The following is a 12,471-nucleotide window of genomic DNA, read 5'->3' on the forward strand; positions in this document are numbered from 1 at the left end:
AGTATTCCGCTATCGTCAACGCCTGATTAGCGGTTGAACTTTATTATCAATAGCTTCTCGCGCCCGGAAGATGCGCGAACGCACTGTGCCCACCGGACAATCCATGATGGCGGCTATTTCTTCATAGCTCATGCCATCCAGCTCCCGCAAGGTGATTGCCATGCGTAAATCTTCCGGGAGCGATTCAATGGTACGAAAAACTATTTGTCTCAGCTCTTCTGACAACATTAAGTTCTCAGGGTTCGAAATTTCTTTCAATGCCCCGCCACTTTCGAAGTTTTCAGCATCATTTGCGTCAACATCGCTGGATGGCGGACGGCGGCCCTGAGCAACCAGATAATTCTTCGCCGTGTTGACGGCGATGCGATATAACCAGGTGTAAAAAGCGCTATCCCCCCGGAAAGAATCCAGCGCACGCCATGCTTTGACGAACGATTCCTGAACAACGTCAGCGATATCGCCCGGCGGCACGTAGCGGGAGACCAGGCTTGCAACCTTATGCTGATAGCGCACCACCAGCAGGTTAAATGCTTTCTGATCTCCTTTCTGGACCCGTTCAACGAGGACCTGATCCGTTAACTGCTCGCTCATCCGAGGTAATGTCTCCCCAAACCCAATTCCCATGCGTATTCAAAAACACCACCCAATTACTGCATAAATGAGCAAGCAGAGGGTTGGAGTGTCTGAAAACAATAAAGTTCCGTTACGCCTTAGTTTTTCGTCCGGCACCGGCTGACGGATTGTTATCTCTCATTATATGTCCCGGTAGCTAAACGATATGTAAGATAATAAGAAAAAGCGCAAGACCCGCCAGAAGGGTAACGTAACCCGGCTTTTATTTCACTATAAAATCTGAAGCTAACGAGCCGCTTCGCAAAACCTTTTTTCGCTTCCCCGCCCGTATCATTAAGCCGTTATGTTTAGCCCTCACAACAATGAGTAAAAAAAATGTACGATTTCTCGCGGGCTGGTGCTATTGTTCGCTTATTGTGTTTAGTAAATTAAACAAAGGCTATGAAAACAACTTCCGATTCCTCCTGTGATGTGCTGATTATTGGCAGCGGCGCTGCCGGATTATCCCTTGCCTTACGCCTGGCGGAGCGCTGCACGGTTACGGTTCTCAGCAAAGGCCCTATCAGTGAAGGTTCTACTTTCTACGCGCAGGGCGGAATTGCCGCCGTGTTTGATGAAACCGACAGTGTGGAATCCCACATTGAGGATACGTTGATCGCCGGGGCAGGTCTTTGCGATCGCCATGCGGTGTCGTTTGTGGCGAGCAACGCCAAACCCTGCGTTCAGTGGCTGATCGATCAGGGCGTCTTGTTCGATACCCAGGTTCAGGCGAACGGCGAGGAGAGCTACCATCTGACCCGCGAGGGGGGGCACAGTCACCGCAGAATCCTTCATGCCGCCGATGCGACCGGTAAAGCCGTTGAAACCACCCTGGTGAGCCAGGCGCTGGCCCACCCCAACATCCGCGTGCTGGAGCGCAGCAACGCCGTTGACCTGATTATCTCCGATAAAATCGGTCTGCCCGGAACGCGCCGCGTGGTGGGCGCGTGGATCTGGAATCGTAATAAAGAAGCGGTTGAAACCTGTAGCGCAAAAGCCGTCGTGCTGGCAACCGGCGGCGCGGCGAAAGTTTACCAGTATACAACGAATCCTGACGTCTCTTCCGGCGATGGTATCGCGATGGCCTGGCGTGCCGGCTGTCGGGTCGCCAATCTCGAATTTAATCAGTTTCACCCAACCGCGCTGTACCATCCGCAAGCGCGCAACTTCCTGCTGACGGAAGCGCTGCGCGGCGAGGGCGCCCTATTGAAACGCCCGGACGGCACGCGGTTTATGCCGGACTTTGACGAACGCGGCGAGCTGGCCCCGCGCGATATCGTCGCCAGAGCCATCGATCATGAGATGAAGCGCCTGGGCGCTGACTGCATGTATCTTGATATCAGCCATAAACCCGCAGAATTTATTCGCCACCACTTCCCGATGATCTACGAGAAGCTACTGGGGTTGGGCATCGATCTGACCAAAGAGCCGGTGCCCGTCGTGCCTGCAGCGCACTACACCTGCGGCGGCGTCATGGTTGATGATAATGGGCGTACAGATGTGGATGGACTGTATGCCATCGGCGAAGTGAGCTATACCGGATTACACGGCGCGAACCGCATGGCATCAAACTCGCTGCTTGAGTGCCTTGTCTACGGATGGTCCGCCGCCGAGGATATTGTCAAGCGCATGCCTTTCGCGCAGGCGGTCAACGAACTGCCATCGTGGGACGAAAGTCAGGTCGAAATACCGGATGAACTGGTCGTGATTCAGCACAACTGGCATGAGCTGCGTTTGCTGATGTGGGATTATGTCGGCATCGTGCGCACCACCCGCCGCCTCGAGCGCGCCCTGCGCCGCATTAATATGCTGCAGCAGGAGCTGGACGAATACTACGCCCGCTTTCGCGTCTCCAATAATTTACTGGAGCTGCGTAACCTGGTGCAGGTTGCCGAGCTGATTGTGCGCTGCGCCATGCTACGTAAAGAGAGCCGAGGGCTGCACTATACACTCGACTATCCGGAACAGCTGCCGGATAGCGGGCCATCTGTGCTCTCGCCGCTGGCTTACATAAAAAGATAAAAATCCTGGGTCAAAGCGGTAAAACCTTCGGAATACTGCTGCTCCGGCCCACGGATAATCAATCTGTCGCTAAAGCACTCGTCTCCCGCCGTTGGAGAAAAAGCCAACAGAACCCGATGCGGCGGACGCATTTCCGTTTCCGCTACATCGGTACGCAGACGCAAATGCCAGCCCATATTCTGCGCCCGTTGCACAAAGGCGTTGCCAATGTCGACCGGAAGCACGACGCAGAAAAATCCCTCCTCCGTAATCAACTCGGCGGCGCAGGTTAATAATGTCGAATGATCGAGTGAGGAAGTATAACGAGCCTGCTCGCGCTGCGAGGTTGCGCAAGGTACGCCGTCGGCAAAAAAGGGAGGATTGCTGACAATCAGCTCATAGCGCCGGGTTTGCGGCGGCTGCCATTGCTGAATATCCGCCTGATGAATGTGCAGACGCCCGGCCCATGGAGAATCCTCAGCGTTTTCTTGCGCCTGCGCTGCCGCCTCTTCATCCAGCTCCACGGCATCAACGATCACCGTCTCCCCAGTTCGCTGCGCGAGCATCAGCGCTAACAGACCACTGCCGGCGCCGATATCCAGCACGCGTTTAACCTGAGCGATCGGCGCCCATGCGCCAAGTAAAATACCGTCGGTACCCACTTTCATCGCACAGCGATCGTGGGCGACAAAAAACTGCTTAAACGTAAAACCATTGCGCGGCAGCGCGAACTTCGACTGGGACATCCTCGATAACCTTGCGGGCAAAAAACTCCTGAGCTTAAGGCTATGCACAATACCGGAGAACAGATAGCCTTACAAACAGATGAACATTGCGTCCGTAACGTCTATAATCGGCGGTCCACTCAGAGGTAGATCATGACTGTAACGACTTTTTCCGAACTTGAACTCGACGAAAACCTGCTGGACGCCCTCCAGGATAAAGGTTTCACACGCCCGACAGCCATTCAGGCCGCCGCTATTCCGCCTGCGCTTGATGGCCGTGATATTCTCGGTTCAGCCCCGACCGGCACCGGTAAAACGGCGGCGTATCTCCTGCCAGCGTTGCAGCATCTGCTCGATTTTCCGCGCAAGAAGTCTGGTCCGCCGCGTATCCTTATCCTGACCCCTACTCGCGAACTGGCGATGCAGGTTGCCGACCATGCGCGTGAACTGGCAAAACACACTCATCTGGATATCGCCACGATCACCGGCGGTGTCGCCTATATGAACCATGCCGAAGTGTTCAGCGAGAACCAGGATATCGTGGTCGCCACCACCGGTCGCCTGCTGCAATATATTAAAGAAGAAAACTTTGATTGCCGCGCCGTTGAAACGCTGATCCTTGATGAAGCTGACCGCATGCTGGACATGGGCTTCGCGCAGGATATCGAACATATCGCCGGCGAAACCCGCTGGCGTAAGCAGACCATGCTGTTCTCCGCAACCCTCGAAGGCGACGCCATTAAAGATTTTGCCGAGCGTCTGCTGGAAGAGCCGGCGGAAGTTTCGGCGACGCCTTCCACTCGCGAACGTAAAAAGATCCATCAGTGGTATTACCGCGCGGATGACATCAAGCATAAAACCGCCCTCCTCGTGCATCTTCTGAAGCAGCCGGAAGCGACGCGTTCTATCGTCTTCGTACGTAAGCGCGAGCGCGTGCATGAACTGGCAGGCTGGCTGCGTGAAGCGGGTATCAACACCTGCTGGCTGGAAGGCGAGATGGTGCAGGCGAAACGTAATGAAGCGATTAGCCGTCTCACCGATGGCCGTATTAATGTATTAATCGCTACCGACGTTGCCGCCCGCGGGATTGATATTGCCGATGTGAGTCACGTTTTCAATTTCGATTTGCCGCGCACGGCGGATATCTACCTGCACCGTATCGGTCGTACCGGGCGCGCGGGTAAAAAAGGAACCGCCATTTCTCTGGTTGAAGCCCACGACCATCTGCTGCTGGGTAAAATTGGTCGCTATATTGAAGAGCCGTTAAAAGCCCGCGTCATCGATGAACTGCGCCCGACCACTCGCGCCCCCAGCGAGAAGCAAACCGGTAAACCTTCCAAGAAGGTTTTAGCCAAGCGTGCAGAGAAAAAAGAGAAAGAAAAAGAGAAACCGCGCGTGAAAAAACGCCATCGCGATGCTAAAAATGTCGGCAAGCGTCGTAAGCCGAGCGGCAGCGATACGCCGCAGCAGTCGAGCTAAGAGTAAAAGAGCGCCGGGATATTCCGGCGTTTTTGCATTTACGCCTGCGGAAACAGCGCCGCGGGGAGTGGTATCGGGCGCGCTCCTTTGGGCCGGTGAGTCAGGAAGTCATCATTATGAAAAAAAAAGATTTCGTCACCCAGGATCTACTCAGCAAAATCTACCAGCACAATGACCCCGGCCCCCGCAAGCTCCCGCCTGAACGTCGGCTGGCGGAGGAGTATGGCGTCTCGCGGTTTACTATCCGCCAGGCGCTGGAAAAACTCGCCGACATCGGCGTCATACGCATCGTGCAGGGCTCGGGGATCTGGATAAACGAGCGGATGAGCAACAATCCGCTGGTCTATAACTCCATCACCGAAAAGCGCTTCGATCGGATGTGCTATCGGACAATCAGCCTGCATAAAAAGCGCCCCGACCGTGAGGAGCAGCAGATTTTCGGTATTACGGATGAAGATTTTATCTGGCAATTTTGCCGCCTGCGCTTCGTCGATAACGTGGCGCTGCAGATTGAGATATCGCGTATGCCGGCCGCCGCCTTTGCCGATCTTAGCCGGGAGGTTATTGAGAAATCCCTGCAGCAGTATGTGCTGGCCAAGGGCTATCAAATTTCACATTTACTCACCACCTATCAGGCGGTGAGCGTCAGCCGGGAGCAGGCTGCCCTGCTGGGTTGCAAAAAGGGTATCCCGGCCATGCATATTAACAATCGGGGGATTCTCAACGGCGGGCAGGTGTATGAAATCAGCGATATCATCGATATCAACTACTCCTGTACCTACGTTATTCCGCATAACCGCGACAACTTAATCTTCCGCCAGGCGCCCTCGGACTAGCTATGGCGTATGGATCGTGCCGTCAGGCAGGCGGCTCTGCGTCCATTCATGCGGACGATAGACCACCGGATATGCCTGCGCCATCTGCTGATTAAAGCCGACGCCAATCCCCGCCGCCTTAGGGGGATAGATAAACCCGTTTTTGACAACCGGCGCGCCGGGGAATACCGTATCGGTCGCGCCAGAACGCGGTATAAACTCCTGGATTGCGGCATTGCTGAGGTAGATATTCAGGTGGGTATTGACCGCAACCCCAATAGGCGTCATATCGCCTGGCCCGTGCCACGCCACGCGCACGCCGAAGGCCTGACAGAGAACCGCCAGCTTCAGGGCCGGCGTAATCCCGCCAATCTGGGAAACGTGGCAGCGAATAAAATCGATCTGTCGCTTAACAATCAGGTCATGCCATTCAGCCGGATTATTAAACAGCTCCCCCATTGCGAGCGGGATCGCGCTTTGCTGGCGGATCTGCGCCAGCCATGCGCTCTGCTGCGGCGCTAAAATATCCTCAATAAACCACGGCTGATAGGGCTCGAGCTGCTTCGCCAACTGCAGCGCCTGCTGCGGGAAGAGCCTTTCGTGGACGTCATGGAGGATATGGAAACGGTGTCCGTAGCGCGCTCGCAGCAGCCGGAACATCTCTACCGTATTCCTGATGTACTCATCCTGATCGTAATAAGCTCCCGGCGTCGGGTTTTCCGGCGTGTGCATCTCCTGCGCCGTTCCGCCGTAAAAACCGAGCTGGCAGCGGATATGGCGATAGCCCTCTTCCAGCAGACGTTCAACGGCGATAAACAGCGCTTCCGGCGTCTCGCCGCTGGCATGGGTATACGCCGGAATAGCGTCACGCGATTTACCACCAAAGAGCTGATACAGCGGCATTCCCGCCAACTGGGCTTTGATATCCCATAGCGCCATATCAACGCCGGCGATCGCGTTATTCATTACCGGCCCGTTTCGCCAGTAGGCGTTGACGTTCATCATCTGCCAGAGGTCTTCGATATTGTTGGCATCACGACCAAGCAGCAGCGGCTGAAGATATTCATCAACCATCGTTTTGACCGCCAGCGGACGCTGTTGGAAAGTCGCGCAGCCGTGGCCCACGGTGCCTTTGTCGGTGGTAACGCGTACCGTGACCAGGTTATGACGATCGGGGCGGGTGATAAAACACTCAATATCAGTAATTAGCATAGCGTTCACGGCAAGGCTCCCTGCGGCAAAATAATAAAAGATGATGCCAATTATCTTCGCCCTATTTATTAGACAAGGTAAACCTTTTTATTTAATAAAATTTTGGTCCGAAAAACGAATTTAATTTCATTAAAAACCGTACCAATTTAGACATAAACCGCCAACAACCACCATAACCAATGCAATTTGTGACTGAAATCATATTTTATTGGTTTGTTTTTATAGTTTGGCTTATTTACCATTTCACGACGCAAGCAGCACCACACATTAATCCAGGAGCCGGTATGGAGACGCAAGATGCAATCAGCAGAATTATTTTTCTGATTGGCGGAAAAGAAAATATTAATAACGTCTGGCACTGTATGACCCGATTACGCTTTGATTTAATTGATGATAACAAAGTAGAAAAAGAAGAGATTAAGAAACTACCCGGCGTGCTCGGCGCGCAGCTGCAGAGCGATCAGTTCCAAATCATCATCGGGCCGAAAGTCAGTAGCTGGTATGAACGCCTGCTCGCGGTATTAGGTCCCGTCGGCGAAGAGGCTGCGGAAAAACCCCACCAGCGTAAGGGGCTGGTATCGCTGTTTATGGATACCGTATCGGGCGTTTTTGGCCCGATCGTGCCGGCCATTGCCGGAGCCGGGATGATAAAAGGCCTGCTGGCCGGACTGATCGCGCTGAAAGCGGTACCGCAAAATAGCGATACCGTGATGATAATCGACCTTATCGCCAGCGGCGTATTCTATTTCCTGCCCTTTTTCCTTGCCGTCTCGGCGGCAAAGATTTTTAAGACCAACGAGTATCTGGCCGTCGCCGTTGCCGCCTGCCTGATGTACCCGACGCTGATTGACGCCGCGAAGGCGCTGGCGGCCCATCATGATGGAGCGATTTCCGCGCTGTGGCTTCTAAACGCCGTCCCGATCCCCGTATTCAACTACGCCTCCAGCGTAATCCCGGTTATTTTCTCCGTGCTGGCGCTGAAATATATCTATGCCTGGGTCGATCGCATTATGCCCGAGGTGCTGAAAACCGTTTTCACGCCGACGCTGGCGCTGTTTATCGGCGCGCTGGCGGCGCTGGTGATTATTGGTCCGGTTGGCATTTGGCTTGGCAAAGCGCTGGCGTGGTTTATTGAAGGTCTGTTCGGCATCTCCGCGAGTTTTGCCGGACTGGTGGTGGGTGCTATTCGCCCGGTCGCGATCCTGACCGGAATGCATCACGCCATGACGCCCATTGCCCTGCAAAACTTCAGCGATCGCGGTTACGACATGCTGATGCCGATGATGTTTATGGCCAACATGTCGATAGCGGGCGCGACCTTTGCTATCTGGCGCGTGAGTAAAAACCGCCAGCAGCGCACGGTTACGCTGTCTGCGGCAATTTCCGCGCTGCTAGGGATCACCGAGCCCGCGCTGTTTGGCGTCTTAACGCGCTATAAAAAAGCGTTCGTCGCGGCCACTGTTGCCAGCTCGCTGGCCTCAGCCTTTATCGCTTTCTTCGGCGTACGACTGTATGGCTACATTCTGTCGAGCATTTTTAGCCTGCCGGCTTACATCGGCCCCTACTTTATCTTTGCGCTGTCGGGCGTGGCGATCGCCATCGTATTGTCGTTCACCCTCACCACGCTGTTGGTAAGGCAGGAGCGCTAGCCTGAGATAATAAAAAAACCCCCGGCTCGATTGAACCGGGGGTTTTTGCTAACGCTTACAGACTTTCAGTGAAAGTACGTGCAATAACGTCGCGCTGCTGTTCCGGAGTCAGAGAGTTAAAGCGTACCGCATAGCCAGACACGCGAATGGTCAGCTGCGGGTATTTTTCCGGATTTTCAACCGCGTCCAGCAGAGTTTCGCGACGCAGCACGTTAACATTCAGATGCTGACCGCCTTCAACGCGGACTTCAGGCTTCACGTCTACCGGAATTTCACGGTATTCGATCTCGCCCAGATTGCTCACAGCAACCACATCATCTTCAGCAAAACCGGCCTTTGCGCACAGGCAGCGGGCTTCGCCTTTTTCGCTATCCAGCAACCAGAAAGAGTTCAGCAGGTCGTCGTTTGCAGCTTTAGTAATTTGGATACCAGTAATCATTTTTTGCCTCCCAGGCAGGGTTTGTTCGATTATTGGCCTTCGCGGCCAATTGGTAAAACCATTGTTCTATGAGTGTATATATATCAGCCGGGCACCCGGCATTCTTTGATTTAAATCAACAAAAACCACATCACAAAAGTGGTCATAGATGGATATTATTGTTTTACATCAAGTTACGCCGTGCCAAACACCAAATAAATTTGTAAATTTTCAATTTTTTTTGCATGGGGAGCGCCAATCGCGCGGAGCAAATTTTGTGATGTTGAAAGATGCAGTTAAGCTATGTCGATGACACTTTGCAGGAGAGCAAAATGACCACCTCATTAACCTGGCATGACGTGCTGGCAGAAGAGAAGCAGCAACCCTATTTTGTTAATACCCTTAAAATCGTAGCTGAAGAACGCCAGTCGGGAGTCACTATCTATCCCCCGCAAAAAGATGTCTTTAACGCGTTTCGTTATACCGAGCTAAGCGACGTCAAAGTGGTGATTCTCGGCCAGGATCCCTATCATGGACCCGGACAGGCGCACGGACTGGCCTTCTCGGTTCTGCCAGGTATTCAGATACCGCCGTCGCTGCTGAATATGTACAAGGAGCTGGAAGGGACAATACCGGGCTTTCAGCGCCCGACTCACGGCTATCTCGAAAGCTGGGCACGTCAGGGAGTTTTGCTGCTCAATACCGTATTAACGGTTCGTGCCGGGCAAGCGCACTCGCACGCTAGCCTCGGATGGGAAACCTTTACCGATAAAGTGATTTCATTGATTAACCAGCATCGGGAAGGCGTGGTATTTCTGCTATGGGGTTCGCATGCGCAGAAGAAAGGCGCGATAATCGATCGCCAACGCCACTGCGTGCTCAAAGCCCCGCACCCGTCGCCGCTCTCCGCCCACCGGGGGTTCTTTGGCAGTAATCATTTCGTGCAGGCGAATCAGTGGCTGGCCGAACGCGGCGAAGCGCCGATTGACTGGGTCCCCAGGCTGCCGGCTGAAAGCGAATAGCTCTGAAAATGAAAATGCCAGCATCACGCTGGCATTTTGACTCTGAAACAAGGTGTTACGCCTTGTTTTGACGCCACCATTCAGCCAGCAGCACGCCGGTTGCTACGGACACGTTCAGGCTTTCAACGTTGCCGGTGCCTTCAATCGCGATGTTCAGATCGGCGCTGGAAATAGCGGCGTCGGAAAGACCGTCACTCTCCTGGCCTAACACCAGTACCATTTTCTTCGGCAGCTCAGCTTTAAACAGCGGAGTCCCGTTATGGCTGGAAGTAGAAACAATCGCGTAGCCCGCTTTACGGAAGCGCTCAAGCGTGTCGATAAAGCTGTCGCCCGTAATCGGTTCAACGTGCTCCGCGCCGCCTTCCGCAGTACGAATCGCGGCGCCGGACTCCATAACGCCGGCATCCTGCACAATCACGCCCTTGACGCCAAAGTGCGCGCAGCTGCGCATAATCGCGCCGAGGTTATGCGGGTTACCGACATCTTCCAGCGCCAGGACACAATCTTCAGCGTCGGCTTTAGCTACCCACTGCTCAACGGAAGTGCCATGGCGCTTTTTAATCAGGAAGCAAACCCCGCCATGGTGTTCAGTGCCGGACGCTTTCGCCAGCTCTGCTTCATCGACCACGTGATAGGCTTTACGATTCGCCGCCATCCAGCGCAGAGCTTCTTTGAAGCGCGGGGTCACGCTCTGAATAAACCAGGCGCGAACGATAGCGTCCGGACGGCTCTGGAAGAGCGCCTGGCAAGCGTTTTCACCATAGACGCGGGTTTCTTCCGCGCGCTGGCGACGCAACACTTCAGGATCGATAAAGCTTTTTCCGCTGATCCCGCCGTGATCCGCTTTCACCGGCGCCTCATCACCCGGCGCGCGGGATACGGTACGCCACGGAGAGGAACCCTCACCGCCAAAGCCTTCACGCTTGCGATCGTCACGTTTCCGATCGCCACCGCGGCTCTCTTTTTCATCGCGCGCAGGGCGGTTACGACCGTCAACACGAGACTTTCCTGGACGTCCCCCGCCCTTCCCGGTACGCGGGTTATGGGTACGTCGGTCAGAATCATCATCACTGCGGACATACATCACTTTGACCTTGCCGCTTTTATTTTTCAGTTCGTCGTCGCTCATTCATTTTCTCCACCTGCGCTGCGCGAAGCGCGCAGATTACCCGATGTGTCACCAGTTAGCCATTATTTCATTTAAAAGCCTGAGTCTATCGTATTCATTGAATAAAACTCATTGTCCTTTATTAGCTGTGCATCGATAATATGTAACATTACAGAAACAAATCGGCCACGTGCCGCGCTGCAACCCATAACCAGAGGTTAGTTATGAATACCGTTTGTGCCAGTTGTCAGGCTCTGAACCGCATCCCCGACGATCGTAGCGCCGATGGCGCGAAATGCGGGCGCTGCGGTCACGATCTTTTTGATGGCGATGTGATCAACGCGACCGGGGCAACGCTGGATAAACTGCTGAAGGACGATCTGCCCGTTGTTGTTGATTTCTGGGCGCCTTGGTGCGGCCCCTGCCGTAACTTTGCGCCAATCTTTGAAGACGTGGCTGAAGAACGCAGCGGCGAAATGCGTTTCGTGAAAGTGAATACCGAAATGGAACGCGAACTGAGCGCTCGCTTCCGCATTCGCAGCATCCCGACCATTATGATGTTTAAAAATGGCGAAGTTATCGACATGCTCAATGGCGCCGTCCCCAAAGCGCCTTTCGATAGCTGGCTAAACGAAGCAGGCCAGCAGTAAACCTCACGGGGCACGACTTGTGCCCCGTTTTCTCCTCTGCGACAATGGCGTTTTTTCTTAGCGATCATCATGACTGATAACGCCGTCCTCCGCCTTCGAGCCGAACGCCTCGCGCGCGCCACCCGGCCTTTTCTTGCTCGCGGCAACCGTATCCACCGCTGCCAGCGCTGCTTGCTGCCGTTGAAACAGTGCCTCTGCGCCACCCTCAACCCGGTTGCTGCTACCAGCCGTTTTTGCCTGGTGATGTTCGATACCGAGCCAATGAAGCCCAGCAATACTGGACGCCTGATTGCCGATACCCTGCCGGATACCGAAGCCTTTCAGTGGTCACGAACCGAACCGCCGCAGGCGCTGCTGGATTTAGTCGCCGACCCGCAATACCAGCCGATGGTGGTTTTTCCTGCGTCTTATGCCGACGCAGAGCGTCAGGTTCTTGATTCCCCGCTCCCGGGTAAACCACCGCTGTTTATCATGCTCGACGGCACCTGGCCCGAAGCGCGAAAAATGTTCCGCAAAAGCCCCTGGCTTGACGCGCTGCCGATGATTTCCGTCGATTTGTCGCGCATCTCCGCTTATCACCTGCGGGAAGCGCACGCAGAGGGTCAATACTGTACCGCCGAAGTCGCGATTGCGCTGCTGGATCTGGCGGGGGATAAAACCGCGGCCGCGGCTCTTGGCAATCACTTCAGCCTATTCAGAACGCGCTACCTGGCAGGAAAAACCCAGCATAAGGGCAGTATCACAGCACAACTGAGAGAAAACGTTTAAAATCATTCGGTC

General features: G+C 54.4%; 13 protein-coding genes. 7 read left to right on the top strand and 6 right to left on the bottom strand.

Translation table 11 applies throughout. The annotated features are described in order from the left end of the window. Nucleotides 1-15: 15 nt before the first annotated feature. Nucleotides 16-591 (bottom strand): RNA polymerase sigma factor RpoE, encoded by a 576-nt coding sequence (gene rpoE, locus KCG39_RS11815; RefSeq protein ID WP_004104583.1) that lies wholly within the window; start codon nucleotides 589-591, stop codon nucleotides 16-18. 39 nt (nucleotides 592-630) lie between these two features. Further along, a complete protein-coding gene (gene rseD, locus KCG39_RS28085; protein ID WP_157261965.1) occupies nucleotides 631-729 on the bottom strand; it encodes a rpoE leader peptide RseD in 99 nt (32 codons plus the stop codon). Nucleotides 730-1,014: 285 nt separating this feature from the next. On the opposite strand from rseD, the gene nadB reads away from it, so the two are divergent. Beyond that, a complete protein-coding gene (nadB, locus tag KCG39_RS11825; RefSeq protein WP_004123703.1) occupies nucleotides 1,015-2,634 on the top strand; it encodes an L-aspartate oxidase in 1,620 nt (539 codons plus the stop codon). Here the strand turns inward: nadB and trmN are convergent. Next, nucleotides 2,619-3,359 (bottom strand): tRNA(1)(Val) (adenine(37)-N(6))-methyltransferase TrmN, encoded by a 741-nt coding sequence (trmN, locus tag KCG39_RS11830; RefSeq protein ID WP_004123705.1) that lies wholly within the window; start codon nucleotides 3,357-3,359, stop codon nucleotides 2,619-2,621. The genes nadB and trmN overlap by 16 nt on opposite strands. A 132-nt stretch (nucleotides 3,360-3,491) precedes the next feature. Between trmN and srmB the strand changes: the two genes are divergently transcribed. Then, a complete protein-coding gene (gene srmB / locus KCG39_RS11835) occupies nucleotides 3,492-4,817 on the top strand; it encodes an ATP-dependent RNA helicase SrmB (protein ID WP_004123707.1) in 1,326 nt (441 codons plus the stop codon). A 116-nt stretch (nucleotides 4,818-4,933) separates the two neighbouring features. Then, nucleotides 4,934-5,653 carry a GntR family transcriptional regulator gene (locus tag KCG39_RS11840; RefSeq protein ID WP_004123709.1) on the top strand — a complete coding sequence of 240 codons (720 nt, stop codon included), beginning with the start codon at nucleotides 4,934-4,936 and terminating at the stop codon, nucleotides 5,651-5,653. Here the strand turns inward: KCG39_RS11840 and KCG39_RS11845 are convergent, their stop codons facing one another. Further along, nucleotides 5,654-6,844, bottom strand: a complete 1,191-nt coding sequence (locus KCG39_RS11845) for an enolase C-terminal domain-like protein (RefSeq protein ID WP_032742187.1) — start codon at nucleotides 6,842-6,844, stop codon at nucleotides 5,654-5,656. A gap of 284 nt (nucleotides 6,845-7,128) precedes the next feature. On the opposite strand from KCG39_RS11845, the gene KCG39_RS11850 reads away from it, so the two are divergent. Further along, nucleotides 7,129-8,493: a PTS transporter subunit EIIC gene (locus KCG39_RS11850; RefSeq protein WP_142468036.1), complete on the top strand. Its 1,365-nt coding sequence runs from the start codon at nucleotides 7,129-7,131 to the stop codon at nucleotides 8,491-8,493. A gap of 55 nt (nucleotides 8,494-8,548) precedes the next feature. On the opposite strand, the gene grcA is transcribed toward KCG39_RS11850, so the two are convergent. Next, a complete protein-coding gene (grcA, locus tag KCG39_RS11855) occupies nucleotides 8,549-8,932 on the bottom strand; it encodes an autonomous glycyl radical cofactor GrcA (protein WP_004123715.1) in 384 nt (127 codons plus the stop codon). A 311-nt stretch (nucleotides 8,933-9,243) separates the two neighbouring features. Here grcA and ung point away from each other — a divergent pair, with 311 nt between their 5' ends. Beyond that, the gene (gene ung, locus KCG39_RS11860) at nucleotides 9,244-9,933 is read left to right on the top strand and encodes a uracil-DNA glycosylase (protein WP_049113002.1); all 690 of its coding nucleotides are present in this window, start codon (nucleotides 9,244-9,246) and stop codon (nucleotides 9,931-9,933) included. A gap of 55 nt (nucleotides 9,934-9,988) precedes the next feature. Here the strand turns inward: ung and KCG39_RS11865 are convergent, their stop codons facing one another. After that, the gene (locus KCG39_RS11865) at nucleotides 9,989-11,062 is read right to left on the bottom strand and encodes a tRNA/rRNA methyltransferase (protein WP_004123719.1); all 1,074 of its coding nucleotides are present in this window, start codon (nucleotides 11,060-11,062) and stop codon (nucleotides 9,989-9,991) included. Between the two features lie 203 nt (nucleotides 11,063-11,265). On the opposite strand from KCG39_RS11865, the gene trxC reads away from it, so the two are divergent. Then, nucleotides 11,266-11,691 (top strand): thioredoxin TrxC, encoded by a 426-nt coding sequence (trxC, locus tag KCG39_RS11870; RefSeq protein ID WP_004104599.1) that lies wholly within the window; start codon nucleotides 11,266-11,268, stop codon nucleotides 11,689-11,691. 69 nt (nucleotides 11,692-11,760) lie between these two features. After that, on the top strand, nucleotides 11,761-12,459 hold the full coding sequence (locus KCG39_RS11875; protein WP_004123723.1) for a tRNA-uridine aminocarboxypropyltransferase: 699 nt from the start codon (nucleotides 11,761-11,763) through the stop codon (nucleotides 12,457-12,459). Nucleotides 12,460-12,471: the final 12 nt, after the last annotated feature.

The organism is Klebsiella pasteurii, assembly GCF_018139045.1.
Classification (GTDB): Bacteria; Pseudomonadota; Gammaproteobacteria; order Enterobacterales; family Enterobacteriaceae; genus Klebsiella; species Klebsiella grimontii.

What these genes read in the sequence shown, in the direction of transcription:
- rpoE (WP_004104583.1), bottom strand. Translation starts at nt 591, where the DNA reads ATGAGCGAGCAGTTAACGGATCAGGTCCTCGTTGAACGGGTCCAGAAA.
- nadB (WP_004123703.1), top strand. Translation starts at nt 1,015, where the DNA reads ATGAAAACAACTTCCGATTCCTCCTGTGATGTGCTGATTATTGGCAGC.
- trmN (WP_004123705.1), bottom strand. Translation starts at nt 3,359, where the DNA reads ATGTCCCAGTCGAAGTTCGCGCTGCCGCGCAATGGTTTTACGTTTAAG.
- srmB (WP_004123707.1), top strand. Translation starts at nt 3,492, where the DNA reads ATGACTGTAACGACTTTTTCCGAACTTGAACTCGACGAAAACCTGCTG.
- KCG39_RS11840 (WP_004123709.1), top strand. Translation starts at nt 4,934, where the DNA reads ATGAAAAAAAAAGATTTCGTCACCCAGGATCTACTCAGCAAAATCTAC.
- KCG39_RS11845 (WP_032742187.1), bottom strand. Translation starts at nt 6,844, where the DNA reads ATGCTAATTACTGATATTGAGTGTTTTATCACCCGCCCCGATCGTCAT.
- KCG39_RS11850 (WP_142468036.1), top strand. Translation starts at nt 7,129, where the DNA reads ATGGAGACGCAAGATGCAATCAGCAGAATTATTTTTCTGATTGGCGGA.
- grcA (WP_004123715.1), bottom strand. Translation starts at nt 8,932, where the DNA reads ATGATTACTGGTATCCAAATTACTAAAGCTGCAAACGACGACCTGCTG.
- ung (WP_049113002.1), top strand. Translation starts at nt 9,244, where the DNA reads ATGACCACCTCATTAACCTGGCATGACGTGCTGGCAGAAGAGAAGCAG.
- KCG39_RS11865 (WP_004123719.1), bottom strand. Translation starts at nt 11,062, where the DNA reads ATGAGCGACGACGAACTGAAAAATAAAAGCGGCAAGGTCAAAGTGATG.
- trxC (WP_004104599.1), top strand. Translation starts at nt 11,266, where the DNA reads ATGAATACCGTTTGTGCCAGTTGTCAGGCTCTGAACCGCATCCCCGAC.
- KCG39_RS11875 (WP_004123723.1), top strand. Translation starts at nt 11,761, where the DNA reads ATGACTGATAACGCCGTCCTCCGCCTTCGAGCCGAACGCCTCGCGCGC.